The sequence below is a fragment of the Bradyrhizobium sp. F1.13.3 genome, assembly GCF_040548265.1.
In the GTDB taxonomy this organism is placed as follows: Bacteria; Pseudomonadota; Alphaproteobacteria; order Rhizobiales; family Xanthobacteraceae; genus Bradyrhizobium.
This window is the reverse complement of sequence record NZ_JBEPRI010000017.1, coordinates 19747-42688: the sequence shown is the minus strand read 5'-3', so window position 1 is coordinate 42688 and position 22942 is coordinate 19747. Positions and strand designations below refer to the sequence as shown.

Below are 22942 nucleotides of genomic sequence, written 5' to 3'. Positions count from 1 at the left end.
TTGGGGTCCGGTCGCTTCAGGCGACGATAATGGCCATGGCTTCGCGACGGCGGACCGCGATGGTGATGCTGTCGACCCGTACCGCGATCGGATCGCGCCCGACCAGCCCCTCGTGCAGGACCTCGACCCGGGCGCCCTCGACGAAGCCGAGCTCGATCAGCCGGCTCTCGAGCTCGATGTCCGAGAGCGCCGAGCCCGCGTCCTTGGGGGAAAGGTGCTGGATGACGCCGGTATAGCCGCGCTGGGCCAAGCCCAGCGGCATCTGCGGACGCGTATCATGGATGTCGGTCATGCCCTGTATTTTCAACGCAGGGCATCGAGGTCAAGCGCGCTCGGTCGCTGAAACTGCACCTTAGAGTGATTTTAAAGTACCAGCTTCGTGACGGAGGCGATTGGCGCCGGGATCGGCGCCAAGATGAGCGCCAAGGATCGGCGCAAAGTCGGCTACTGGGCCGGGACCTTTTCCGCCTGGATGGCGGCCATGGCGCGGCTCTTGAAGTAGTCGAGCACGAACAGGCGGATCGCCGAGGACAGATTGCCCTGCTGGCGGTTGCCGTCGATCTCGCCGACCAGCTCGGACAGCGTCATGTTGCGCAGGCCCGAGATCTCCTTCATGCCGTTCCAGAACGCCTCTTCCAGGCTGACGCTGGTCTTGTGACCGGCGACGACGATCGACCGTTTCACGACGGGCGACTTCATGGCTGCTCCTCGCGATCGATCTGGTGCTGGTCCAGGTGCGCCTTCGCCTGGTCCGCGCGCGTCTCCTCCGCCGACCGCTCCGCCTTCGTGCGGCCGAACTTCGTTCGGTTGGCGTCCGCCTGCTTCGCCGTGGCTTGCCGCTCGGCGCGCTTCCGGAAACGATTCAGGTTGATGACGTTCGCCATGTCGCGTCTCCATCATCCGATCCTCCGTGGGCAGGATGAAACATTCAGAAACTGTGCGCCGCACTGCGCCCAATGAGACTTGATCGCCATTCGCTTGTCCTCGTCAATCGACCCTTGGGCCATCAAACGATGAATTCCGCCCCGTGGGGGCGGAGGGGCTGCGTAACACGCAATCCCGCCGCGACATTGACGGTAATCAAATCCCGTCCTTTAAGCCCTACATTTAATGGAGCCAGGGGCTCCGTATCATTACGGATGGCTATCGGAATTCGGAATTATCCCGGGCTGGTCATCTTCTCGGGGCGCACCAGGCGGTCGAACTCCTCCGCTGAGACGAAGCCGAGCCGCAGCGCCTCTTCCTTCAGCGTGGTGCCGTTGGCATGCGCCGTCTTGGCCACCTTGGCCGCGTTGTCGTAGCCGATCTTGGGGGCGAGCGCCGTCACCAGCATCAGCGAACGCTGCATCAGTTCCCTGATGCGCTTCTCGTCGGCGCGGATGCCGCTGACGCAATGCTCGGTGAAAGAGCGCGCGGCGTCCGCCATCAGCCGGATCGAGTGCAGCATGTTGTATGCCAGCACGGGCTTGTAGACGTTGAGCTCGAAATGGCCCTGGCTGCCGGCGACCGTGATCGTGGTGTGATTGCCGAACACCTGGCAGCACACCATCGTCATCGCCTCGCACTGCGTCGGATTGACCTTGCCCGGCATGATCGAGGAGCCCGGCTCGTTCTCGGGCAGCATCAGTTCGCCGAGGCCCGAACGCGGACCCGATCCGAGCAGGCGGATGTCGTTGGCGATCTTGAAAAGGCCTGTCGCGACCGAGTTGATGGCGCCGTGCGCCAGCACATAGGCGTCGTTCGAGGCCAGCGCCTCGAATTTATTGGCGGCGCTGGTGAAGGGCAGCTTGGTAATCCCGGCAACGTGCTTTGCGAACAGTTTTGCAAAGCGCGGCTTCGAATTGAGGCCGGTGCCGACGGCGGTGCCGCCCTGCGCCAGCGGATAGAGCTCCTTCACCGCGACCTTGAGCCGGGCGATGCCGCTTTCGACCTGCGCAGCATAGCCGGAAAATTCCTGGCCGAGCGTCAGCGGCGTTGCGTCCTGAGTGTGGGTGCGGCCGATCTTGACGATCTTTGCGAACTCCTTCTCCTTCTTGCGCAGCGCGCGCAGCAATGCGCCGAGGGCAGGGACGAGATCGGCGGTGATGCGGCTTGCCGCCGCGATATGCATTGCGGTCGGGAACGAGTCGTTCGACGACTGGCTCATGTTGACGTGATCGTTCGGATGCACCGGCTTCTTGGCGCCGAGCTCGCCGCCCAGGAGCTCATTGGCGCGGTTGGCGATGACCTCGTTGAGGTTCATGTTGCTCTGGGTGCCCGAGCCGGTCTGCCACACCACCAGCGGAAAATGATCGTCCAGCTTGCCCTCGATCACCTCGCGCGCGGCGCGGATGATGGCGTTGGCTCGGCGCTGGTCGAGCAGGCCGAGCTCCTGGTTAGACTGCGCCGCGGCGAGCTTGACGACGCCGAGCGCGTGTACGAGCGAGATCGGCATGCGATCGGTGCCGATGCGGAAATTCTGGCGCGAGCGTTCGGTCTGCGCCCCCCAATAGCGATCGGCGAGGACCTCGATCGGGCCGAAGCTGTCGGTCTCGGTGCGGGTCGCCGGGCGCGAGGAACGGTCGGTCTTCGAGCGGGAAGCCTTCGAGCGGGAAGTCTTCGAGAGAGAAGTTTTGGCCATGAGCACATCCATTCCGCCGCGCGAAATGCCACGCGGCCTCTTCATGTGCCTCTATATAGGGAGTTTGGCCGCCTGCGACGGGCGCCCGTCCGATCTAGATCATTTCTTGCGGAAACGATCCAATCGCACGACTTCGGCGCCGCCCTGGTTCGGAGCCGCCGGCTCCTCAGTGCCTTCCGCAGGTTCAGTGGCAGGGGGCACCGCGACCGCTGACGGGGCGGGAGCGGCCGGCAATGTCTCGGCCGAGAGGTCGGCGACATCGGAGGTGTCGAACTGGAGGCCGAATTTCACGGACGGATCGAGGAAGCTCTTGATGGCGCTGAACGGCACGATCAGCCGCTCCGGAATGCCGCCGAAGGACAGGCCGACCTCGAAGCGGTCCTCGAGCACGGTCAAATCCCAGAACTGGTGCTGCAGGATGATCGTCATCTCTTCCGGGTATTGGGCCAGCAGCCGTGAGGACAATTTCACGCCGTCGGCCTTCGACACGAAGGTGATGAAGAAATGATGCTCGCCGGGCAGTCCTTGGGACGCGGCGTCGGTCAGCACCTTGCGCAACACGCCGCGCAGTGCGTCGCGGGCCAGCACATCGTATCGGATATGATCGGTCGCCATGGTGGTCCTGTTGCATTCCAGGAGCTGGGCCCTGCCGGCCCGACTCGCCAAGCCGCAATAGTACCGCGCCTGACGGGTCAGCAGGAGTCCCCGCGGGGTAGGAAATAAGAGGTAAGTGGAGGCTTCTGTTGCCAGGTGCCTCCGAACCCCGCCTAACGGAGCTTAACCCGTTAGGACTTCAGAATGGTCTTTCAAACTGCGTTACGCAGCCTGAGCAACCGGAGCAAAGTTGTCGTTGGCAACTATTGCATAGCCCGATAACGGCGGAACAATACCGAGAAAAAGAACGCCCTTTACGCCCTCGTCGATCCTATTTCGCCCCCGCCAAAGCCCCCCTCAGGGCCAGCCCGCTGGTGGGCTTTGGTGGAGGCGCCGGGTACCGCCCCCGGGTCCGAATGGTTTATTGCGACGACCGTTTATTTCCATAGCCGGCGAACCGGCACTCCCAATATAGGGGGCAAAGGTTTCAAATAACAGGTGTTTCGAGCGACCATTCCGAGGTTCCCTTTGGATAGGTTCCCGGCAGGCTTGGCCGCGCGCCGGCCGGCGTTCTAAGCTCCTGACATGTCCGAGGATTCCGCACCGGCTGCCCCACAACGAGATCACGAGCCGGACCGACCAGCCATCAGCGCCGTTCCGCCGGGCCTGCTCGCGCTGTTCCTGGCCTTCGCCCGGATGTCGCTAGCGGGCTTCGGCGGGGTTTTGGTGTTCGCCAGGCAGGCCATCGTCGAGCAGCACCGCTGGATGACGGCGGACGAATTCAACGAGACTTTTGCGCTCTGCCATTTCCTGCCCGGGCCCAACATCGTCAATCTCTCGATGGTGTTCGGCGCGCGGCTGCGCGGAATCGCCGGCGGCATTGCCGCCTTCGCAGGGCTGTTGCTGCCGCCCACGCTGATCATGACGGTGCTCGCGATCGTCTACGCCCGGTTCGGCGATGTGGAGGTGCTGCGCCGCATCCTCGCGGGCATTTCCTGTGCGGCCGTCGGCCTCTTGATCGCGGTGGTCTTCCGGATGGCGACGCCGTTGCTCAAGCGGCTGGACGCCGTCGCGCTCATCCTGATGCTGGGCGTATTCCTCGCCATCGGCGTCCTTCGCCTGCCGCTCCAGATCGTGCTTTTGGTCGCGATTCCCGTCAGTATCGGCACTGCCTTTCTGATGGGGCGGAAGGTAGCAGCATGAACGCGGAGAACCCGATCTGGGCGCTGATCTCGACCTTCGGCCTGATGTCGCTGTTCGCGGTCGGCGGCGCCGCGGCGGCGGTACCCGAGATGCACCGCATCGCGGTCGATGTGCATCACTGGATGACCGATAAGCAGTTCGCCGACGCCTATGCGATCGCGCAGCTGTCACCAGGTCCGAACGTGCTTATCGTCACGTTAATCGGCTATGCCGTCGCCGGCATCCCCGGCGCGCTGGCGGCGACCTTGGCCATGTGCCTGCCCACCGCGCTGCTTGCCTATTATGTCAGCCGGCTCCTCAATCGGCCGAGCCAATCGCGCTGGCCGGGGCTGATCCAGGCTGCACTGGTTCCGCTCTCGATCGGCTTGATGGCGGCGAGCGCCCTGATCCTGGCCCAGTCGACCGATCGCACGCTTGCTGCGCTGCTTCTGACCGCGACGGTTGCAGTGGTCGCATCCATCTCGCGCATCAATCCACTATGGATTTTGCTGGTCGGGGGCTTGTTGGGTTTTGCTGGCATTGTGTAATGAAAATGGCTAGGCAGTGATCCGGGCGGGGGGATCGATTTCCAGCCGATTAGAACAACAGTGCTCGTGGCTTACGGGTCGCGGAGGAGACATGCATGGCCGATACGCTGGGCCACTCGGCGACAGCCAACCGAAACACCTCGGTGGTGATCAGCTTTTGTCTGCTGGCCATAGCGCCGCAGATTTTCGAATTCATCTGGTCGTTCGGGACGATCGTTGGCTGGGGCGCCGGACGCGGCCCGGCCACCGTCGTGATCAGCCACGCTACGGCGCTGCTCGCGGGCGCGCCCGGCGCGTTGCTTGGAGCGGTCGGCGGTGACACCAAGAAGGCGTCATCCGATGTGCTGCTGGCGCTGATCTATTCCTATCCGATCTTTGCGGTGGCGATTCTCACGATCTTCATGACGATCAGGTCGGCGCAGGACTATGTCGGCGGGATCGTGCTGATGGCGCTCGCTTTGTTCGCACTGTGGGCCTCCAGCGATTTGCAGGGGATGCGCGGCTTCTCCTTTGGCGCCGGCACGGCGCCGCGGATGTTTGGCGGGCTGCTCGTCGCACTTGGCGCCGGCATCGCGTTGACGGGACTGCTGACCGACGGGCCGGGCATGGCGCACTATGCCTGGCGTGGGCCGCTCTTCGTGATGGTCTCGATCGTCTTCTTCGCACTGGCGATTCGTCCGCTTGGGGTGGTGGTTACGGCGTTCGCAAGCTTCATGATCGCGGCGATGGGCACGCATGAGACGCGCTGGGTCGAAGCGCTCATCGTCGGCGCCTGCCTAACGCTGGGCTGCGCGGTGCTCTTCCCCTACGTGCTAGGCCTGCCGATGCCGATGTTCCCGCGCTTCCTGGTTCAGTGAGGGTGTGATGTTCGATCTCTTCCACAATCTGGGCCTCGGTTTCGGTGTGGTGTTTCAGATCTCGTGGTGGTCACCCTGGTGGCTCTACGGTCTGTCGCTCCCGATCTCGATCAATATTCTCATGTGCCTGATTGGTGCGTTGGTCGGCACGCTGGTCGGCGTGCTGCCCGGTATCGGCACCGTCGCAACCGTGGCGATGCTCCTGCCGATCACGTTCGGATTGCCGCCGGTCGGCGCGCTGATCATGCTCGCCGGCATCTATTATGGCGCCCAGTACGGCGGCTCCACCACCTCGATCCTGGTCAATATTCCCGGTGAGGCGACCTCGGTCGTCACCGCAATCGACGGCCACCAGATGGCAAAGCAAGGCCGTGCCGGCCCGGCGCTGGCGATCGCGGCGATCGGTTCGTTCTTCGCCGGCTGCGTCGCGACCGTGCTTATCGCCGTGCTCGGCGCGCCTCTGACCAAGCTGGCACTGGCGTTCGGTCCGGCCGAATATTTCTCGCTGATGGTGCTCGGCCTGATCTTCGCGGTGGTGCTGGCCAAGGGCTCGGTGCTGAAAGCGATCGCGATGATCGTGTTCGGCCTGATGCTGTCGATGGTCGGCTCCGACATCGAGACCGGCGCCTCGCGCATGGCGTTCAACATTCCGGAGCTTGCCGACGGTCTCGGCTTTGCGACGGTGGCGATGGGCGTGTTTGGCTTCGCCGAGATCATCCGCAACCTCGACGCCGGCGCCGAGATGAACCGCGATCTCGTGCAGCAGAAGATCACCGGCCTGATGCCGACCAGGAAGGACCTGATCGACTCGACGCCTGCGATCCTGCGCGGCACCGTGCTCGGCTCGATTCTCGGCATCCTGCCGGGCGGCGGCGCGGTCATCGCGTCCTTTGCGTCCTACACGCTCGAGAAGAAGATCGCCAAGAACCCGTCGCGGTTCGGCCGTGGTGCGATCGAGGGCGTGGCGGCGCCGGAAAGCGCCAACAACGCCGCGGCGCAGACCTCCTTCATCCCGCTGCTGACGCTCGGCATCCCGCCCAACGCCGTGATGGCGCTGATGGTGGGCGCGATGACCATTCACGGCATCGTGCCGGGTCCGCAAGTGATGCAGAAGCAGCCGGAGCTGGTCTGGGGCATGATCGCCTCGATGTGGATCGGCAATCTGATGCTGATCATTATCAACCTGCCGCTGGTCGGAATCTGGGTGCGGCTGTTGCGCGTCCCTTACCGGCTGATGTTTCCCTCGATCGTGATCTTCTGCGCGATCGGCATCTACTCGGTGAACAACGCGCCGGTCGACGTCATCCTCGCAGGCGTGTTCGGTCTGGTCGGCTACTGGCTGATCAAGCACGATTTCGAGCCGGCGCCGCTGCTGCTCGGCATGGTGCTGGGGCCGCTGATGGAAGAGAACCTGCGCCGTGCGCTGCTGATCTCGCGCGGCGACTGGAGCGTGTTCCTGACGCGTCCGCTGTCGGCCGTGCTGCTCGCGATTGCGGCTTTCCTCCTGGTGCTCACGGTGCTGCCCGCGTTGCGTGCCAAGCGCGACGAGGTGTTCACGGAATCCGAGAACTAGGGGGGCGACCCGCCCAGCGTCGGGCGCGCCGTGGCTCGAACCCAAGTTGGCAAGTTAGCCAGCAGGATCAATCTGATAGACGAGGGGCGGGACGCTGAGTTCCGCCCCTTGTCGTTTGCACCGGGAACGCTCACTTTTCCGGGTATAATGCGTATGGATGGCGAATCGCCGCTGTCGCAGCGCGGGGGCGGCCGCTAAATTCGCCGCCTCCCCAAAGGCTCACGCACATGCACCAGTATCAGGACCTGCTCGAGCGGATTCTTTCAGACGGCGCCGAAAAGACCGACCGGACCGGCACCGGCACGCTCTCGGTGTTCGGCCATCAGATGCGCTTCAACCTGTCCGCCGGTTTTCCGATGCTGACCACCAAGCGCCTGCCGCTGAAGGCGATCGTGCACGAGCTGTTGTGGTTCCTGAAGGGCGATACCAACATCAAATATCTGCGCGACAACGGCGTCACCATCTGGGACGAGTGGGCCGACGCCAATGGCGATCTCGGGCCCGTCTACGGCCATCAGTGGCGCTCCTGGCCCGCGCCGGACGGACGCAGCATCGATCAGATCGCGAACGTGATCGACATGATCAAGCGCAATCCGGACTCGCGCCGCCTGATCGTCTCGGCCTGGAATCCGGCTGAAGTCGACAAGATGGCGCTGCCGCCGTGCCACTGCCTGTTCCAGTTCTACGTCGCCAACGGCAAGCTGTCGTGCCAGCTCTATCAGCGCTCGGCCGACGTGTTCCTCGGCGTGCCCTTCAACATCGCCTCCTACGCGCTGCTCACCATGATGGTGGCGCAGGTCACGGGCTTGAAGCCCGGCGACTTCGTGCACTCGTTCGGTGACACCCATCTCTATTCCAACCATCTGGAGCAGGCGAAGCTCCAGCTCACGCGCGCGCCGCGGGCGCTGCCGGTGATGCGGATCAATCCCGATGTGAAGGATATCTTCTCCTTCCGTTACGAGGACTTTGAGCTCGTCGGCTACGATCCGCATCCGCACATCAAGGCCGCGGTCGCGGTCTGACGCCGATGTCGCTCAACATCCGACGTGTGCGTCCCGGCGAGGCCGGGCTTGTTCTCGCTTTCATCCGCGAACTCGCCGAGTACGAAAAGCTCTCGCACGAGGTCGAGGTGACCGAGGCGATGATCGCCGACGCACTGTTCGGCGAGCGGCCGCAACTCCATTGCGCTCTCGCCGAGTGGAATGGTGAGGCGGTCGGCTTCGCGGTGTGGTTTGCGAATTTTTCGACGTTCAGCGGCCGCCACGGCATCTATCTCGAAGATTTGTATGTGCGGCCGTCGCATCGGGGCAGGGGCCTCGGCAGGGCGCTGCTCGTGCACCTCGCCAGGGAATGCGTCGAGAACGGCTGGTCGCGGCTGCAATGGGCGGTGCTCGACTGGAACGCGCCGTCGATCGCGTTCTACAAATCGCTCGGTGCCGTCATGCTTGATGACTGGACGCTGTGCCGCGTCACCGGTCCGGCGCTGACGCGGCTTGCCGGGAGCGCGTCCTGATGGAGATCGTCTTCGTCGTCGCGATCGCGGAGAACGGCGTCATAGGCGCCGGCAACGCGATGCCGTGGCGAATGAAATCCGACATGGCGCGCTTCAAGGCGCTCACGATCGGCAAGCCCGTGATCATGGGCCGCAGGACCTTCGAATCCCTGCCCCGGCCGCTTCCGGGCCGCACCAATATCGTTGTCACGCGCGATGCGGATTACCGCGCCGCTGGCGCCATCGTCACCACATCGACCGCCGAGGCAGACGCCATCGCGCGCGGCGATGCCCTGCGGCGTTCGGCCGCCGAGATCGCCGTGATTGGCGGTGCCGAAATCTACCGGCAATGGCTCGATCGCGCCGATCGCCTCGAAATCACCGAAGTGCATGCCCGCCCCGAAGGCGACACGCATTTCGACATCAACAGGGCGGAGTGGGATGAGGTTGAGCGCATCCGTCATCCTGCCGGCCCCCACGACAGCGCCGACTACTCCTATGTGACATATCGTCGGCGGGTGGGCCATTAACCGCATTTGCCAATGTTAACATTGACTTTTCTGCCCCCGAGCTTAGCTCGGAGGGCGGCGAGGGCTGCGTTGTAAGGGACCTGCCTGTCCCCTATAAAGCCGGACCGGACAAAGCGGGCGGGGGCAATTTCACCCTGCCGAGGAGAGCGTCGAATGCCGTGGAAGAATCAGGGCGGTGGCCCATGGGGCTCGGGTCCGAAGGGACCATGGGGCAACGGCCCGAAACCGGTCGGGCCCAGGCCGCCGGATCTGGAAGACCTTCTGCGGCGCGGCCAGGATCGCCTCCAGCAGATCATGCCGGGTGGCTATTTCTCCGGCATCGGCATCACGCTGATCGTGCTGCTCATCGTCGCGTTCTGGCTGCTGTCGGGCTTCTTCCGGGTGCAGTCCGAAGAGCTCGGCGTCGTGCTGCGCTTCGGCAAGCATGTCCGCACCGTGGAGCCCGGCCTGAACTATCATCTGCCCTATCCGATCGAGACAGTGCTGCTGCCAAAGGCATTGCGCGTTTCCACCATCTCCATCGGCATGACACTGATCGACGATCCGGCACGGCGCGGCCGCTCCATTCGTGACGTGCCGGAAGAGAGCCTGATGCTGACCGGCGACGAGAACATCGTCGACGTCGACTTCACCGTGCTCTGGCGCATCAAGCCCAACGGCGTCGGCGATTTCCTCTTCAACATCCAGAATCCCGAAGGCACCGTGAAGGCAGTCGCCGAGAGCGCGATGCGCGAGGTGATCGGCCGCTCGCAGATCCAGCCGATCCTGACCGGCGCGCGCAACGTCACCGAACAAGGCGTGCAGGAACTGATCCAGAAGACCCTGGACAGCTACGGCGCCGGCATTCAGATCAGTCAGGTGCAGATGCAGAAGGTCGACCCGCCGGCTCAGGTGATCGACGCCTTCCGCGACGTCCAGGCGGCGCGCGCCAACCTCGAGCAGTTGCAGAACGAGGCGCAGACCTATGCCAACCAGGTCGTGCCGCAGGCACGCGGACGTGCGGCGCAGATCATGCAGGCGGCCGAAGGCTACAGGGAGCAGACGGTCGCCGAGGCCAAGGGCCAGAGCTCGCGCTTTCTGAAGGTTTACGAGGAATACAAGAAGGCGCCCGACGTGACGCGTGAACGGATTTATCTGGAGACGATGGAGCGCGTGCTCGGCGGCTCGGAAAAGCTGATCTATGACGGCGGCCAGTCGGGCCAGGGCGTCGTGCCTTATCTGCCGCTCAGCGAATTGACGACCAAGCGGCCACCTGCAGCCGGCCAGCAGACGACCGGAGGCAACCGATGAGATCTCCGGTTACAGGCATCGCCACGCTGCTCGGCCTCCTGCTCGTCGTGATCGTGGGCTACATGTCCCTGTTCACGGTGGCGCAGACCGAGCAGACCATCGTGCTGCAGTTCGGCAAGCCCGTCGACGTGGTCACCGCTCCCGGCCTGCACTTCAAGGCGCCGTGGAATTCGGTGATCAACATCGATAAGCGCATCCTCGATCTGGAGAACCCGTCGCAGGAAGCGATCGCGTCCGACCAGAAGCGGCTCGTGGTCGACGCCTTCGCGCGTTACCGCATCAAGGACGCGTTGCGCTTCTATCAGAGCATCGGATCGATCCAGGCCGCCAACATCCAGCTCACCACGCTCTTGAACGCGGCGCTGCGCCGCGTGCTCGGCGAGGTGACCTTCATCAACGTGGTCCGCGACGATCGCGAGAAGCTGATGCAGCGCATCCGCGATCAGCTCGACCACGAGGCCGACGGCTACGGCATCCAGGTCGTCGACGTCCGGATCCGCCGTGCTGATTTGCCGGAGCAGAACAGCCAGGCGGTCTATCTGCGCATGAAGACGGAACGCGAGCGCGAAGCCGCCGAGTTCCGCGCGCAGGGCGGCCAGAAGGCACAGGAGATCCGCTCCAAGGCCGACCGCGAGGCGACCGTGATCGAGGCGGATGCGAGGTCGCTGGCCGAGCAGACGCGCGGCGTCGGCGATGCCGAGCGCAACCGTCTGTTCGCCGAAGCCTACGGCAAGGATGCGGATTTCTTCGCCTTCTACCGCTCGATGGCGGCCTATGAGACCGGGCTGCGCGCGAACGACACCCGCTTCCTGCTGCGGCCGGACTCGGATTTCTTCCGGTTCTTTGGTAACCCGTCCGGCAAGACGGCGACTACGACGCCAGCGAAGCCGTAAGCGAGACAAGGGCGGCAGGTCTGGCCGCCCTTCGTCCAGACAAGAACAGCACAACGGGAGGTTCCAATCCGATGAGGTCCATTGCGTTCACCGACTTCCTCATCGGTTTGGGCATCCTGTTCGTGCTGGAAGGCTTGATGTTCGCGGCGAGCCCGGCCTGGATGCGCAAGGCCATGAAAAGCGCGATGGCCACGCCGGACAATATCCTGCGGGCGGTCGGCATTGGTTCGGCCGTGGCCGGTCTGATCCTGATCTGGGTTATGCGACGTCCAATTTAACCGTCGCACCAACGCCAAAGTGAAGGCGAGCGACCGGTTTTCGCCTTATTATCCGGGTCTTGAGGCCCGTTAAGGTCCGCGCTTGCGCCGTCCCCCCGTTCGAGCGCAGTCTTGACGTCGAGTCCTTGTTTCCTGGAGATCACAATGACCGCTGCCACCATTGCCCCGACCCGTTTGCGCTTAGGGCTGGCCGCGCTCGCCGTGGGCGTTTTCAGCGCACTCGGCACACCGGCCTATGCGCGCGGACCGGATGGCATCGCCGACGTCGCCGAAAAGGTGATCGACGCGGTCGTCAACATCTCGACCTCGCAGACCGTCGAAGCCAAGGGCGGGGGCGGCGGCAATGCCATGCCGCAATTGCCGCCCGGCTCGCCCTTCGAGGAGTTCTTCGACGACTTCTTCAAGAATCGCAAGGGTCCCGGCGGCGGCAGCAAGGGCGGCGAGAACGGCCCCGCGCCGCGCAAGACCAACTCGCTCGGAAGTGGCTTCATCATCGACACATCAGGCGTCGTCGTTACCAACAACCACGTCATCGCGGATGCCGACGAGATCAACGTCATTCTCAACGACGGGACCAAGATCAAGGCCGAGTTGGTCGGCGTCGACAAGAAGACCGACCTTGCCGTGCTCAAGTTCAAGCCATCGAAGCCGCTGGTGTCTGTGAAGTTCGGCGATTCCGACAAGCTGCGCCTCGGCGACTGGGTGGTCGCGATCGGCAATCCTTTCAGCCTCGGCGGCACCGTGACGGCCGGTATCGTCTCGGCGAAGAACCGTGACATCTCCTCAGGTCCCTATGACAGCTACATTCAGACCGACGCCTCCATCAATCGCGGCAATTCCGGCGGTCCGCTGTTCAACCTCGATGGCGACGTCATCGGCGTCAACACGCTGATCATCTCGCCCTCCGGCGGCTCGATCGGCATCGGCTTCGCCGTACCGTCGAAGACAGTCGCGGGTGTCGTCGACCAGCTCCGCCAGTTCGGCGAATTGCGCCGCGGCTGGCTGGGCGTGCGCATCCAGAGCGTCACCGACGAGATCGCCGAGAGCCTGAACATCAAGCCGCCGCGCGGTGCGCTGGTTGCCGGCATCGACGACAAGGGCCCGGCCAAGCCGGCCGGCATCGAGCCCGGCGACGTCGTCGTCAAGTTCGACGGCAAGGACGTCAAGGACCCCAAGGATCTCTCTCGCGTGGTCGCCGACACGGCGGTCGGCAAGGAAGTCGACGTCGTCATCATCCGCAAGGGTCAGGAGGAGACCAAGAAGGTCACGCTCGGCCGGTTGCAGGATCCCGAGAAGGTGCAGGCCGCAGTGAAGACCGACGAGCCCGCGCCTGAAAAGACTGTGACACAGAAGGCGCTCGGCCTCGATCTCGCGGCGCTGAGCAAGGATCTGCGTGCACGCTACAAGATCAAGGACACCGTCAAGGGCGTTGTCGTCACCAATGTCGATGCCAATTCGGATGCCGCCGAGAAGCGCCTCTCTGCCGGCGACGTCATCGTTGAAGTCGCGCAGGAGGGCGTTTCCAGCGGCGCCGACATCCAGAAACGGGTCGACCAGCTCAAGAAGGACGGCAAGAAATCGGTGCTGCTGCTGGTGTCGAACGCCGACGGCGAGCTGCGCTTCGTGGCGTTGAGCGTGCAGTAGGCGCGCTCGCTTTCACCTCTCGTCGTGGCCGGGCTTGACCCGGCCATCCACGCCTTGCCACGCGGACGAGCGTAACGTGGATGCCCGGGACAAGCCCGGGCATGACGGCGGAGAGGAGGAGACTAAGCCTCCACGAATTCGTCGCGTCGATACCCCTGCGCATACAGCAGCGCGGTGAGATCGCCATGGTCGATCCGCGCCGCCGCCGCCGCGGCCACCGCGGGCTTCGCATGATACGCCACGCCCAGTCCCGCCGCCTGGATCATCGCGAGATCATTGGCGCCGTCGCCGACCGCCAGCGAGTCGATGTCGTCGAGATCGAACGACTCCATCAGATCCACCAGCGTCGCGAGCTTTGCCGCGCGCCCCAAAATGGGCTCCTTCACCTCGCCGGTGAACTTGCCGTCGCGGACCACGAGCTCGTTGGCGCGGTTCTCCTGGAAACCGATTCTGGCGGCGACCGCGCTGGTGAACAGCGTGAAACCGCCGGAGACGAGACAGGCATAGGCGCCATGGGCGCGCATGGTCGCGACCAGTTCGCGGCCACCCGGCGTCAGCGTAATGCGCTTGGCCAGCACCTCGTCGACGGCACTGGCGGGGAGGTCCTTGAGCAGCGCAACGCGCTCACGTAGCGCCGGCTCGAACTCGACCTCGCCGCGCATCGCGCGTTCGGTGATGGCCGCCACATGGGCCTTCACCCCGACGAAATCGGCGAGCTCGTCGATGCATTCCTGGCCGATCATGGTGGAATCCATGTCGGCGAGAAAAAGCTTCTTGCGCCGGAAGCCGACTGGCTGCACCACGATGTCGATGGGCAGGTCGCCGCGAAGCTCACGGAGCCGCTGTTCGATGGCGTGACGGTCGCCTTCGAGGTTACTGTCGGCGCCGAAGGGGATATCGACAGCCACCCCGTCGAACAGCCAGTGCGCGGGAGCTGCCTGAGGCAGCACGGCGCGGGCGCCGTCGACGATGGTCGAGTCGAGCGCGGGATTATTCGGGTTGCAGATCAGCGTGGCGACGAGGGACATTTGAGGTTTTCGTGAGCGAGGGGCAAGTCGGCAGAAGGCATGTTGGCAAGGCGGTGCTTATCGCAGGCCCGACCGCCAGCGGCAAGTCGGCGCTGGCGCTGGAGCTTGCGCTCGCTGCGGGCGGGGTCGTGATCAATGCCGATTCCATGCAGGTCTACCGCGACCTCCGCATCATCACCGCGCGTCCCACAGATGGCGACGAGGCGCAGGTGCCTCATCGCCTGTACGGCCATGTCGATGCGGCCGTGAATTTTTCGGCTGGTGCCTGGGTGAGCGACGCGGCGAAGGCGCTTGAACAGGCGCAAGCCGAAGGCCGCCTGCCGATCTTCATCGGCGGCACCGGGCTGTACTTCAAGGCGCTGACGGCGGGCCTTTCCGTGGTACCGCCAATTCCCGCCGAGGTGCGCGAGGACGTTCGGGCGCGGCTGGAGCGGAACGGCGTCGAGGCGCTGCACGCGGAACTCGCAGCCGCCGATCCTCGAGCCGCCGAACGATTGAACCTGCGCGATCGCACGCGCATTGCGCGGGCGCTCGAAGTGGTCGAAGCCACCGGCCGTTCGCTGCTGGACTGGCACCATGAGGGCCAGCCGCCGCTGCTGCCGAAGGACAGTTTTCGCGCCGTGTTCATCGCCCCCGAGCGCGATGAGCTCTATGCCCGCATCGACGCCCGCTTCGCCGCCATGCTGGGCGCTGGCGCGCTGAAGGAGGTCGAGCGTCTCGCCGCCCGAAATCTCGATCCGCTGCTGCCGGCGATGAAGGCTCATGGCGTGCCGGCGCTGATCCGGCATCTGCGCGGAGAGCTCAGCCTGGAGCAGGCGGCCACCATCGGCCGCGCCGACACCCGCCACTACGCCAAGCGGCAGTTCACCTGGTTTCGGCACCAATTGCCCGAATTCGAGTGGGTGAAGCCGGAGGAAACGACGGGCTGGCTGGCGGCGGCCGTGAACGTGGCACGGGACCCCGGCTGACACGCTTTTGTGCCTCGGCTCCCGAATTTACCTCTCGCCCAACCCCGGGAACACCGTTACACTGGCAAAATCGCGCGGGAACGGCCGCATAGCCTTGACATCGGGGCGTCGGTCGCTATGTTTCGCGCAACCTTTGGGAAGCCGGGCACCTGCCATGCGTAACATTATTACCAAACTTCTTATCGCCGTCGTACCCAGGCACACCGCCGGGGGTGGCTAGCTGCCATCCACATGACAGGCGGTGTGCATGGGGCCCTCTTCGGGGCCTTTTTTATTTCCCGAACCCGACACGAATGAAGCCGCTGACAACAGCGCATCCGGAGCAAGCCAATGAGCGACAAGAGCCACGATCCGAACCAGATGACCGGCGCCGCGATGATCGTCCGCGCGCTCATCGATCATGGCGTGACCGACATTTTCGGCTATCCCGGCGGCGCGGTGCTCCCGATCTACGACGAGATCTTTCAGCAGAGCGAAGTCCAGCACATCCTGGTCCGCCACGAGCAGGGCGCGGGCCACGCCGCCGAGGGCTATGCGCGTTCGACCGGCAGGCCGGGCGTTGCACTGGTGACCTCCGGCCCCGGCGCCACCAACATGGTGACGCCGCTCACCGACGCGCTGATGGACTCGATCCCGCTGGTCTGCATCTCCGGCCAGGTGCCGACGCATCTGATCGGCAACGACGCGTTCCAGGAATGCGACACCGTCGGTATCACGCGCCCCTGCACCAAACACAACTGGCTCGTGCGCGACGTCAACGATCTCGCCAAGGTGCTGCACGAGGCGTTTTACGTTGCGACCACGGGTCGACCCGGCCCGGTGCTCGTCGACGTGCCCAAGGACGTCCAGTTCGCAACCGGCACCTATCATCCGCCGCGCAAATCCGACGTGCATCGCTCCTACGCGCCGCGGGTGAAGGGCGATGCGACGCAGATCCGCAAGGCCGTGGCGCTGCTCGCAGGCGCCAAGCGCCCCGTGATCTACAGCGGCGGCGGCGTGATCAATTCCGGCCCCGAGGCAACCAGGCTGCTGCGCGAATTGGTCGAGGTCACCGGTTTCCCGATCACCTCGACCCTGATGGGCCTCGGCGCCTATCCCGCGTCGGGCAAGAGCTGGCTCGGCATGCTCGGCATGCACGGCACCTACGAAGCCAACATGACCATGCATGATTGCGACGTCATGCTGTGCGTCGGCGCGCGCTTCGACGATCGCATCACCGGCCGCGTCGACGCGTTCTCGCCGGGCTCGAAGAAGATCCACATCGACATCGACCCGTCCTCGATCAACAAGAACATCCGCGTCGACGTGCCGATCATCGGCGACTGCGGCAACATCCTCGGCGACATACTCCAGGTGTTCAAGGCGGAGGCGAAGAAGCCCGACATCAAGGCGTGGTGGCAGCAGATCGCCCAGTGGCGCGCCCGCAACTCGCTCTATTACAGGAAGAGCAACGACGTCATCCTGCCGCAGCATGCGATCCAGAGCCTGTTCGAGGCGACGCGCGGCAAGGACACCTACATCACCACCGAGGTCGGCCAGCATCAGATGTGGGCCGCGCAGTTCTACGGCTTCGAGGAGCCGCATCGCTGGATGACCTCGGGCGGTCTCGGCACCATGGGTTACGGCTTGCCGGCCGCGGTCGGCGTGCAGGTTGCCCATCCCGACAGCCTCGTCATCGACATCGCGGGCGATGCCTCGGTGCAGATGACGATGCAGGAGATGTCGACGGCGGTGCAGTACGAGCTGCCGATCAAGATCTTCATCCTGAACAACCAGTATATGGGCATGGTGCGGCAGTGGCAGCAGCTGCTCCACGGCAACCGCCTGTCGCATTCCTACTCGGAGGCGATGCCGGACTTCGTCAAGCTCGCGGAAGCCTATGGCGGGGTCGGCATCCAGGTGCACAAGCCCGGCGATCTCGACGGCGCCATCCAGGAGATGATCTCGGTCAAGCGCCCCGTGCTGTTCGACTGCCGTGTCGCGTCGCTCGAAAACTGTTTCCCGATGATTCCCTCCGGCAAGGCGCACAACGAGATGCTGTTGCCGGAGCAGGCGAACGACGAAGCCACCGCAAAGGCGTTCGCCGGCGGCAAGGCGCTGGTGTGAGCGTGATCGTCACAAATTCAGCTGTCATCGCCCAACCTGACCGGGCGATCCAGTACGCCGCGGCCTCTCGATCGCCCTCGGGGGCCTCTGGAATACTGGATCCCCGCCTTCGCGGGGATGACAGTCGCGAGAGATGGTTGATGGGAAGGTAAAATGTTCGACCTGAAGGAGCTCGAACGCGCACATGCGATCGTGGGGCAGGCGGTGCCGGCAACGCCGGCGCACGCCTGGCCGCTGCTCGCCGAGCGGCTCGGCACGCAAGTTCTGGTCAAGCACGAGAACCACACGCCGACGGGCGCCTTCAAGGTGCGCGGCGGGCTCGTCTATCTCGATCGGCTGAAGCGCGAACGGCCGAACATTCCGGGCATCATTTCGGCGACGCGCGGCAATCATGGCCAGAGCCTCGCCTTTGCGGCGAGCCGCCATGGCGTGCCTGCCGTGATTTATGTGCCGCGCGGCAATTCGGTTGAGAAGAACCGGGCGATGAAGGCGTTTGGCGCCGAGCTCGTTGAGCATGGCGAGGACTTTCAGGCCGCACGCGAGGAAGCCGGACGCCACGCGCAGTTTGCCGGGCTGCACATGGTGCCGTCGTTCCATACGGACCTGGTGCTGGGCGTGGCGACCTATGCGCTCGAATTGTTCCGGGCCGCGCCGGATCTCGACATCCTCTATGTGCCGATCGGGCAAGGCTCGGGGATCTGCGGCTGCATCATGGCGCGCGATCTGCTCGGCCTGAAGACCGAGATCGTCGGCGTGCAGTCGACCGAGGCGCCGTCCTACGCGCTGTCGTTTGCGGCGGGCCACGTCGTGACGACCGAGACCAGCAACACGCTCGCGGACGGCATGGCGACGCGGATTCCCGATCCGGAAGCGCTCGCGGTCATCCTCAAGGGCGCCTCGCGTATCGTCCAGGTGACGGACGATGAGATCGCGCTCGCGATCCGTGCGCTCTGGACCGACACGCACAATCTCGCCGAAGGCGCCGGCGCCGCCGCGCTCGCTGCGGCGCTTCAGGAAAAGAAAAGATTGTCGGGCAAGCGCGTCGGTCTCGTGCTGTCCGGCGGCAATATCGATTTCGATCTGTTCCGCGGTTGGGTCGGAACGGATGCGCCGGTCGCTCATCGGGCGACGGCGTAACGACGAGAATGAAGGGGACGACAATGAACCAGCCCGCATCCGCCTATTTCATCGAGGAGCGCCACGACCCGAACGAGACGCACACGCTTTCGGTGCTCGTGCAGAACGAGCCCGGCGTGCTCGCGCGCGTCATCGGCCTGTTCTCGGGGCGCGGCTACAACATCGAGAGCCTCACGGTCTCGGAGACCGAAAGCCAGAAGCATCTCTCCCGCATCACCATCGTCACCACCGGCACGCCGATGGTGATCGAGCAGATCAAGCATCAGCTTGACCGCATGATACCTGTGTATCGCGTCGTCGACATGACGCTGACGAAACGCTCGATCGAGCGCGAGCTTGCGATGGTCAAGGTGCGCGGGCAGGGCGAGCATCGCGTCGAGGCGCTGCGGCTGGCGGACGCGTTCCGCGCCCGCGTGATCGACGCCACCACCGAGAGCTTTGTGTTCGAGATCACAGGCAATACCGACAAGATCAATCAGTTTATCGACCTGATGCGTCCGCTTGGCCTCGTCGAAGTGTCGCGCACCGGTGTTGCCGCGATTGGCCGCGGGCCTGAAGGAATGTGAGTCATGCTGGCGCGCGACTGGTACTACAACGAGCGGAATCGGATGGGGATCGGGCCTGCGGTGGCGTCGATCTACGACAGTCATGACGATGCCGATCTACGGGCGCGCGCCGCGCTGAAGATGCTTGGCGTCCAGCGCGGCTGGCGCATTGCCGATATCGGTTGCGGCAACGGCGTGCTCGCGACCGAGGCTGCGCTGATGGGCGCCGAGGTCGACGCCATCGACATCTCGCCCGCGATGCTGGCGCTCGCCGAGATCTACGCGCGCGACCGCAAGGCGCCCGTGCGCACGCAGTCCGCCGGCCTGCTCAGCTTCGCCTACCGGCCGGAGTCCTATGACCTGATCGTCAGCGAGTTTACGCTGCACCATCTGCCGGATTTCTGGAAGGCGGTGGCGATGTCGCGGATCTATCGCGCGCTCAAGCCCGGTGCCACGTTCTATTTGCGCGACATCGTCTACGCCTCGATGCCCGATGCCGTCGAGCGCGACGTCGATCAATGGGCCGACTTTGAGATCAAGAACCACGATGTTCCGCGTGAAAGCGTCGTCACCCACATGCGCGACGAGTATTCCACTTTTGGCTGGATCATGGAGCGGATGCTGGCCGACGTCGGCTTCACGCTGGTCTCGGCCGATTACCACGCCCCGATGCACGGCACTTATCTGCTTCGGAAACCCAATTCTTCCACGTAAAGGCCGGCGAGCAAGGCTTGACCAGAACAACAAACAGGGCTGCACGACAGGGCAGAACCGGGAACGACAATGAAGCCGGCCGACATCCTCATCGCCATCCTGGTGGCGATCATCTGGGGGCTTGCCTTCGTGGCGAGCCGGATCGCGCTCGACGAATTTTCGCCGGAGCTGATGACGGCGATGCGCTTCGCCATTGCGGCGGTCCCCTGCCTGTTCATTCGTAAGCCGAAGGTCACCTGGTCGCTGCTGATTGCGATCAGCTTCACGCTCTTTCTCGGCCAGTTTCTGAGCCAGGCCTACGGCATCGCCCATGGCGTGCCGGTGGGGCTGACCAGCGTCGTCGTGCAGAGCCAGGCGCTGTTCACCATCGGCTTTGCCGCGATCGCATTCGGCGAGCGGCCGACGCCGGTGCAGACGCTGGGCATCGTCATCGCAGCAATCGGTCTTTTGATGATCTGCGGCACGGTCGGCTATGATTTCAGCGTCGGTGCGTTCGCCGTGCTGATGATCGCGCCGGTCAGCTTTGCGGTCGGCAATATCCTGTTGCGCGGCGCCCGCGGCGTGCCGATGTTCGATCTGTTCGCCTGGTTGTGCCTCGCCACCGCGGTCCCGCTGTTCGCGCTCACGCTGGTCGTCAATGGACCGACGCCGACCTGGCAGTCGCTGATCCACATGTCGCTCACCGGACTCATTTGCCTGCTGTTGATCGGCGGCATCTCCACCAGCATCGCCTATTGGCTGTGGGGCCGGCTGCTGCGTGACTATCCCCCCGCACAGGTGGTGCCGTTCGCGCTGCTGGTGCCGTTCGTCGGCTCGGCCGCGTCCAGCATCGTGTTCGGCGAGCGGTTCGGTCCGCTGCGCCTCGCCGGCATGCTCACAGTGATCGGCGGTATCGCGGTGATGGTGCTGGCGAAGCGCCCCCAGGCGGTACTCCACAAAACCACAGCCGAAGGCCGCGTGAGGTGAGCATGTCCCAATCGCTGCTGTATGGCTTCCTCGCCTTCATGGCCGTGATGTATTTCACGCCTGGGCCGAACAACATCATGTTGCTGTCCTCGGGGCTGACCTATGGCTTCCGGCGCACCATTCCCCACATCGCCGGCGTCGTTATCGGCTTCGCCTTCATGATTGCAGCGGTCGGCCTCGGGCTTGGCACGGTGTTCTTGGCCTATCCGATCCTGCAGACCATCTTGAAATATGCCGGCGCCGCCTACCTGCTCTACCTGGCCGCCGTGATCGCTTTCTCGGGTCCGGCCAAGCCGGGCGAGGGAGACGGCCGCGGCCCGATGACCTTCCTGGGGGCCGCCATGTTCCAATGGATCAACGCAAAAGGCTGGGTGATCGTGATCGGCACTATCACCGCCTATGCGGCTATCGCCCAATTCCCGCTCAACATCGCGATCCAGACCTTGATCAGCCTGCTCGTCGGCACGGTCTCGACGGTGGTCTGGGCCTTCTTCGGCACCGCCCTGCGGCCGGTCCTGACCTCCGTCCGGATGGTCCGCGCCTTCAACGTCCTGATGGCGATCCTGCTGCTGGCGTCGCTCTACCCCGTGGTCATGGATGCATGATGCCCCAGTTTTCCATGCAGAAACGGGTTTCCCAGGGGGCCGAAAATGCTCTAGACAGCCCCCGAAATCCGCAAATTTCACCATCCGAGACCTGACTGACAAGACCTGACCAACGGCCGATTCCGGCCCCTGAACGAGGAAACGACCATGCGTGTTTATTACGATCGCGACGCCGACCTGAACCTGATCAAGGGCAAGAAGGTCGTCATCGTCGGCTATGGCAGCCAAGGCCACGCCCATGCGCTGAACCTGAAGGATTCCGGCGTCAAGGAAGTGGCGATTGCGCTCCGCAAGGGTTCGGCCTCGGCCAAGAAGGCGGAAGCTGCCGGCTTCAAGGTGATGGAAGTCGCCGAGGCCGCCAAATGGGCCGACCTGGTCATGATGCTGACCCCGGACGAGCTCCAGGGCGACATCTACCGCGAGCACCTGCACGACAACATGAAGAAGGGCGCCGCCCTCGTCTTCGCGCACGGTCTCAACGTCCATTTCAACCTGCTCGACCCGCGCGCCGATCTCGACGTTCTCATGATCGCGCCGAAGGGCCCCGGCCACACCGTGCGTTCGGAATACCAGCGCGGCGGCGGCGTGCCCTGCCTGATCGCGATCGCCAAGGACGTCTCGGGCAACGCCCACGACCTCGGCCTGTCCTACGCCTCTGCCGTCGGCGGCGGCCGCGCCGGCATCATCGAGACCACCTTCAAGGAAGAGTGCGAGACTGACCTGTTCGGCGAGCAGGTTGTGCTCTGCGGCGGCCTGGTCGAACTGATCAAGGGCGGCTACGAGACGCTGGTCGAAGCCGGCTACGCGCCGGAGATGGCCTATTTCGAGTGCCTGCACGAGGTGAAGCTGATCGTCGACCTGATCTATGAAGGCGGCATCGCCAACATGAACTACTCGATCTCCAACACCGCCGAGTACGGCGAGTACGTCACCGGTCCGCGCATCGTCACCGACGAGACCAAGAAGGAGATGAAGCGGGTTCTGAACGACATCCAGTCCGGCAAGTTCGCCCGCGACTGGATGCTCGAGAACAAGGTCAACCAGACCTCGTTCAAGGCGACTCGCGCCAAGCTCGCCGAGCACCCGATCGAGGAAGTCGGCGCCAAGCTGCGCGACATGATGCCCTGGATCAAGAAGGGCGCGCTGGTCGACAAGAGCAAGAACTAAGGCGCGGTCGTTCGGATGCGGCGTATCGGTTGCGCCGCGTCCCGACACGCGAGCGAAAACACAAGCTTCGCTCGCCAAACCAATTCTTAAATCTTCGCGACTATATTCGAGCGAGATCGCAACCAGCAATCTCGCTCTTTCCGTCTCGCGCGAAGCATTGCTGCTTCATTCAAATTCTTCGCGAGCCGAAGTGCGCCCTGAGCAC

25 protein-coding genes and 1 other RNA gene are annotated in these 22942 nt (G+C 64.2%); 19 read left to right on the top strand and 7 right to left on the bottom strand.

What is annotated here, in order from left to right:
• Positions 1 to 16 precede the first annotated feature (16 nt).
• The 6 genes from ABIB66_RS34095 to ssrA form a co-directional block, all read right to left on the bottom strand.
• On the bottom strand, positions 17 to 292 hold the full coding sequence (locus ABIB66_RS34095) for a FeoA family protein (RefSeq protein ID WP_007600961.1): 276 nt from the start codon (positions 290 to 292) through the stop codon (positions 17 to 19).
• A 152-nt stretch (positions 293 to 444) separates the two neighbouring features.
• Positions 445 to 699: a ribbon-helix-helix domain-containing protein gene (locus tag ABIB66_RS34090; protein ID WP_007600962.1), complete on the bottom strand. Its 255-nt coding sequence runs from the start codon at positions 697 to 699 to the stop codon at positions 445 to 447.
• Positions 696 to 884, bottom strand: coding sequence for a DUF4169 family protein (locus tag ABIB66_RS34085; RefSeq protein ID WP_354205453.1), 189 nt, complete (start codon positions 882 to 884; stop codon positions 696 to 698). The genes ABIB66_RS34090 and ABIB66_RS34085 overlap by 4 nt, the downstream gene beginning before the upstream one ends.
• Positions 885 to 1159: 275 nt before the next feature.
• Complete coding sequence (gene fumC, locus ABIB66_RS34080; protein WP_354205525.1) at positions 1160 to 2632, bottom strand: class II fumarate hydratase; 1473 nt, start codon at positions 2630 to 2632, stop codon at positions 1160 to 1162.
• A gap of 87 nt (positions 2633 to 2719) precedes the next feature.
• On the bottom strand, positions 2720 to 3235 hold the full coding sequence (locus ABIB66_RS34075; protein ID WP_354205455.1) for an SspB family protein: 516 nt from the start codon (positions 3233 to 3235) through the stop codon (positions 2720 to 2722).
• A gap of 114 nt (positions 3236 to 3349) precedes the next feature.
• Positions 3350 to 3715: a transfer-messenger RNA gene (ssrA, locus tag ABIB66_RS34070) on the bottom strand.
• An 84-nt stretch (positions 3716 to 3799) separates the two neighbouring features.
• Here ssrA and ABIB66_RS34065 point away from each other — a divergent pair.
• The 11 genes from ABIB66_RS34065 (at position 3800) to ABIB66_RS34015 (ending at position 13501) form a co-directional block, all read left to right on the top strand.
• A complete protein-coding gene (locus ABIB66_RS34065; RefSeq protein ID WP_354205457.1) occupies positions 3800 to 4417 on the top strand; it encodes a chromate transporter in 618 nt (205 codons plus the stop codon).
• Positions 4414 to 4944, top strand: coding sequence for a chromate transporter (locus tag ABIB66_RS34060; protein ID WP_354205459.1), 531 nt, complete (start codon positions 4414 to 4416; stop codon positions 4942 to 4944). The genes ABIB66_RS34065 and ABIB66_RS34060 overlap by 4 nt, the downstream gene beginning before the upstream one ends.
• A gap of 95 nt (positions 4945 to 5039) precedes the next feature.
• Entirely contained in the window at positions 5040 to 5801 is a 762-nt protein-coding gene (locus ABIB66_RS34055) for a tripartite tricarboxylate transporter TctB family protein (RefSeq protein ID WP_354205461.1), read from the top strand.
• A 7-nt stretch (positions 5802 to 5808) separates the two neighbouring features.
• Positions 5809 to 7374 carry a tripartite tricarboxylate transporter permease gene (locus ABIB66_RS34050; protein ID WP_275173492.1) on the top strand — a complete coding sequence of 522 codons (1566 nt, stop codon included), beginning with the start codon at positions 5809 to 5811 and terminating at the stop codon, positions 7372 to 7374.
• 227 nt (positions 7375 to 7601) lie between these two features.
• Positions 7602 to 8396 (top strand): thymidylate synthase, encoded by a 795-nt coding sequence (locus ABIB66_RS34045; protein WP_007613362.1) that lies wholly within the window; start codon positions 7602 to 7604, stop codon positions 8394 to 8396.
• Between the two features lie 5 nt (positions 8397 to 8401).
• Complete coding sequence (locus ABIB66_RS34040; RefSeq protein WP_354205464.1) at positions 8402 to 8887, top strand: GNAT family N-acetyltransferase; 486 nt, start codon at positions 8402 to 8404, stop codon at positions 8885 to 8887.
• Entirely contained in the window at positions 8887 to 9396 is a 510-nt protein-coding gene (locus ABIB66_RS34035; RefSeq protein WP_354205466.1) for a dihydrofolate reductase, read from the top strand. The genes ABIB66_RS34040 and ABIB66_RS34035 overlap by 1 nt, the downstream gene beginning before the upstream one ends.
• 153 nt (positions 9397 to 9549) lie before the next feature.
• Positions 9550 to 10686: an FtsH protease activity modulator HflK gene (gene hflK, locus ABIB66_RS34030; RefSeq protein ID WP_354205468.1), complete on the top strand. Its 1137-nt coding sequence runs from the start codon at positions 9550 to 9552 to the stop codon at positions 10684 to 10686.
• Positions 10683 to 11579, top strand: coding sequence for a protease modulator HflC (gene hflC / locus ABIB66_RS34025; protein WP_275173496.1), 897 nt, complete (start codon positions 10683 to 10685; stop codon positions 11577 to 11579). Before hflK ends, hflC begins: the two co-directional genes overlap by 4 nt.
• 71 nt (positions 11580 to 11650) lie before the next feature.
• Positions 11651 to 11857, top strand: coding sequence for a DUF2065 domain-containing protein (locus ABIB66_RS34020; RefSeq protein ID WP_275173497.1), 207 nt, complete (start codon positions 11651 to 11653; stop codon positions 11855 to 11857).
• 144 nt (positions 11858 to 12001) lie between these two features.
• Complete coding sequence (locus tag ABIB66_RS34015; RefSeq protein ID WP_354205471.1) at positions 12002 to 13501, top strand: Do family serine endopeptidase; 1500 nt, start codon at positions 12002 to 12004, stop codon at positions 13499 to 13501.
• A gap of 122 nt (positions 13502 to 13623) precedes the next feature.
• Here ABIB66_RS34015 and serB read toward each other — a convergent pair whose 3' ends face one another.
• On the bottom strand, positions 13624 to 14529 hold the full coding sequence (gene serB / locus ABIB66_RS34010; RefSeq protein WP_354205474.1) for a phosphoserine phosphatase SerB: 906 nt from the start codon (positions 14527 to 14529) through the stop codon (positions 13624 to 13626).
• An 11-nt stretch (positions 14530 to 14540) separates the two neighbouring features.
• Between serB and miaA the strand changes: the two genes are divergently transcribed.
• From miaA to ilvC, 8 genes are all read left to right on the top strand, one after another.
• Positions 14541 to 15497 (top strand): tRNA (adenosine(37)-N6)-dimethylallyltransferase MiaA, encoded by a 957-nt coding sequence (gene miaA, locus ABIB66_RS34005; RefSeq protein WP_354205476.1) that lies wholly within the window; start codon positions 14541 to 14543, stop codon positions 15495 to 15497.
• Positions 15498 to 15827: 330 nt separating this feature from the next.
• On the top strand, positions 15828 to 17603 hold the full coding sequence (locus ABIB66_RS34000) for an acetolactate synthase 3 large subunit (protein ID WP_027570800.1): 1776 nt from the start codon (positions 15828 to 15830) through the stop codon (positions 17601 to 17603).
• A 153-nt stretch (positions 17604 to 17756) separates the two neighbouring features.
• Entirely contained in the window at positions 17757 to 18740 is a 984-nt protein-coding gene (locus tag ABIB66_RS33995; protein ID WP_354060679.1) for a threonine dehydratase, read from the top strand.
• Between the two features lie 23 nt (positions 18741 to 18763).
• Positions 18764 to 19306, top strand: a complete 543-nt coding sequence (ilvN, locus tag ABIB66_RS33990; protein ID WP_007613340.1) for an acetolactate synthase small subunit — start codon at positions 18764 to 18766, stop codon at positions 19304 to 19306.
• Between the two features lie 3 nt (positions 19307 to 19309).
• Positions 19310 to 19999, top strand: coding sequence for a class I SAM-dependent methyltransferase (locus ABIB66_RS33985; RefSeq protein ID WP_502917380.1), 690 nt, complete (start codon positions 19310 to 19312; stop codon positions 19997 to 19999).
• A gap of 69 nt (positions 20000 to 20068) precedes the next feature.
• Positions 20069 to 20965, top strand: a complete 897-nt coding sequence (locus ABIB66_RS33980; protein WP_354205479.1) for an EamA family transporter — start codon at positions 20069 to 20071, stop codon at positions 20963 to 20965.
• Positions 20966 to 20967: 2 nt separating this feature from the next.
• The gene (locus tag ABIB66_RS33975) at positions 20968 to 21570 is read left to right on the top strand and encodes a LysE family translocator (protein WP_354060683.1); all 603 of its coding nucleotides are present in this window, start codon (positions 20968 to 20970) and stop codon (positions 21568 to 21570) included.
• Between the two features lie 147 nt (positions 21571 to 21717).
• Complete coding sequence (gene ilvC, locus ABIB66_RS33970) at positions 21718 to 22737, top strand: ketol-acid reductoisomerase (RefSeq protein ID WP_148740630.1); 1020 nt, start codon at positions 21718 to 21720, stop codon at positions 22735 to 22737.
• Positions 22738 to 22942: the final 205 nt, after the last annotated feature.

Excerpts from the sequence above, each read along its gene's own strand:
- ABIB66_RS34095 (WP_007600961.1), bottom strand. The coding sequence starts at position 292 with ATGACCGACATCCATGATACGCGTCCGCAGATGCCGCTGGGCTTGGCC.
- ABIB66_RS34090 (WP_007600962.1), bottom strand. The coding sequence starts at position 699 with ATGAAGTCGCCCGTCGTGAAACGGTCGATCGTCGTCGCCGGTCACAAG.
- ABIB66_RS34085 (WP_354205453.1), bottom strand. The coding sequence starts at position 884 with ATGGCGAACGTCATCAACCTGAATCGTTTCCGGAAGCGCGCCGAGCGG.
- fumC (WP_354205525.1), bottom strand. The coding sequence starts at position 2,632 with ATGGATGTGCTCATGGCCAAAACTTCTCTCTCGAAGACTTCCCGCTCG.
- ABIB66_RS34075 (WP_354205455.1), bottom strand. The coding sequence starts at position 3,235 with ATGGCGACCGATCATATCCGATACGATGTGCTGGCCCGCGACGCACTG.
- ABIB66_RS34065 (WP_354205457.1), top strand. The coding sequence starts at position 3,800 with ATGTCCGAGGATTCCGCACCGGCTGCCCCACAACGAGATCACGAGCCG.
- ABIB66_RS34060 (WP_354205459.1), top strand. The coding sequence starts at position 4,414 with ATGAACGCGGAGAACCCGATCTGGGCGCTGATCTCGACCTTCGGCCTG.
- ABIB66_RS34055 (WP_354205461.1), top strand. The coding sequence starts at position 5,040 with ATGGCCGATACGCTGGGCCACTCGGCGACAGCCAACCGAAACACCTCG.
- ABIB66_RS34050 (WP_275173492.1), top strand. The coding sequence starts at position 5,809 with ATGTTCGATCTCTTCCACAATCTGGGCCTCGGTTTCGGTGTGGTGTTT.
- ABIB66_RS34045 (WP_007613362.1), top strand. The coding sequence starts at position 7,602 with ATGCACCAGTATCAGGACCTGCTCGAGCGGATTCTTTCAGACGGCGCC.
- ABIB66_RS34040 (WP_354205464.1), top strand. The coding sequence starts at position 8,402 with ATGTCGCTCAACATCCGACGTGTGCGTCCCGGCGAGGCCGGGCTTGTT.
- ABIB66_RS34035 (WP_354205466.1), top strand. The coding sequence starts at position 8,887 with ATGGAGATCGTCTTCGTCGTCGCGATCGCGGAGAACGGCGTCATAGGC.
- hflK (WP_354205468.1), top strand. The coding sequence starts at position 9,550 with ATGCCGTGGAAGAATCAGGGCGGTGGCCCATGGGGCTCGGGTCCGAAG.
- hflC (WP_275173496.1), top strand. The coding sequence starts at position 10,683 with ATGAGATCTCCGGTTACAGGCATCGCCACGCTGCTCGGCCTCCTGCTC.
- ABIB66_RS34020 (WP_275173497.1), top strand. The coding sequence starts at position 11,651 with ATGAGGTCCATTGCGTTCACCGACTTCCTCATCGGTTTGGGCATCCTG.
- ABIB66_RS34015 (WP_354205471.1), top strand. The coding sequence starts at position 12,002 with ATGACCGCTGCCACCATTGCCCCGACCCGTTTGCGCTTAGGGCTGGCC.
- serB (WP_354205474.1), bottom strand. The coding sequence starts at position 14,529 with ATGTCCCTCGTCGCCACGCTGATCTGCAACCCGAATAATCCCGCGCTC.
- ABIB66_RS34000 (WP_027570800.1), top strand. The coding sequence starts at position 15,828 with ATGAGCGACAAGAGCCACGATCCGAACCAGATGACCGGCGCCGCGATG.
- ABIB66_RS33995 (WP_354060679.1), top strand. The coding sequence starts at position 17,757 with ATGTTCGACCTGAAGGAGCTCGAACGCGCACATGCGATCGTGGGGCAG.
- ilvN (WP_007613340.1), top strand. The coding sequence starts at position 18,764 with ATGAACCAGCCCGCATCCGCCTATTTCATCGAGGAGCGCCACGACCCG.
- ABIB66_RS33985 (WP_502917380.1), top strand. The coding sequence starts at position 19,310 with ATGCTGGCGCGCGACTGGTACTACAACGAGCGGAATCGGATGGGGATC.
- ABIB66_RS33980 (WP_354205479.1), top strand. The coding sequence starts at position 20,069 with ATGAAGCCGGCCGACATCCTCATCGCCATCCTGGTGGCGATCATCTGG.
- ABIB66_RS33975 (WP_354060683.1), top strand. The coding sequence starts at position 20,968 with ATGTCCCAATCGCTGCTGTATGGCTTCCTCGCCTTCATGGCCGTGATG.
- ilvC (WP_148740630.1), top strand. The coding sequence starts at position 21,718 with ATGCGTGTTTATTACGATCGCGACGCCGACCTGAACCTGATCAAGGGC.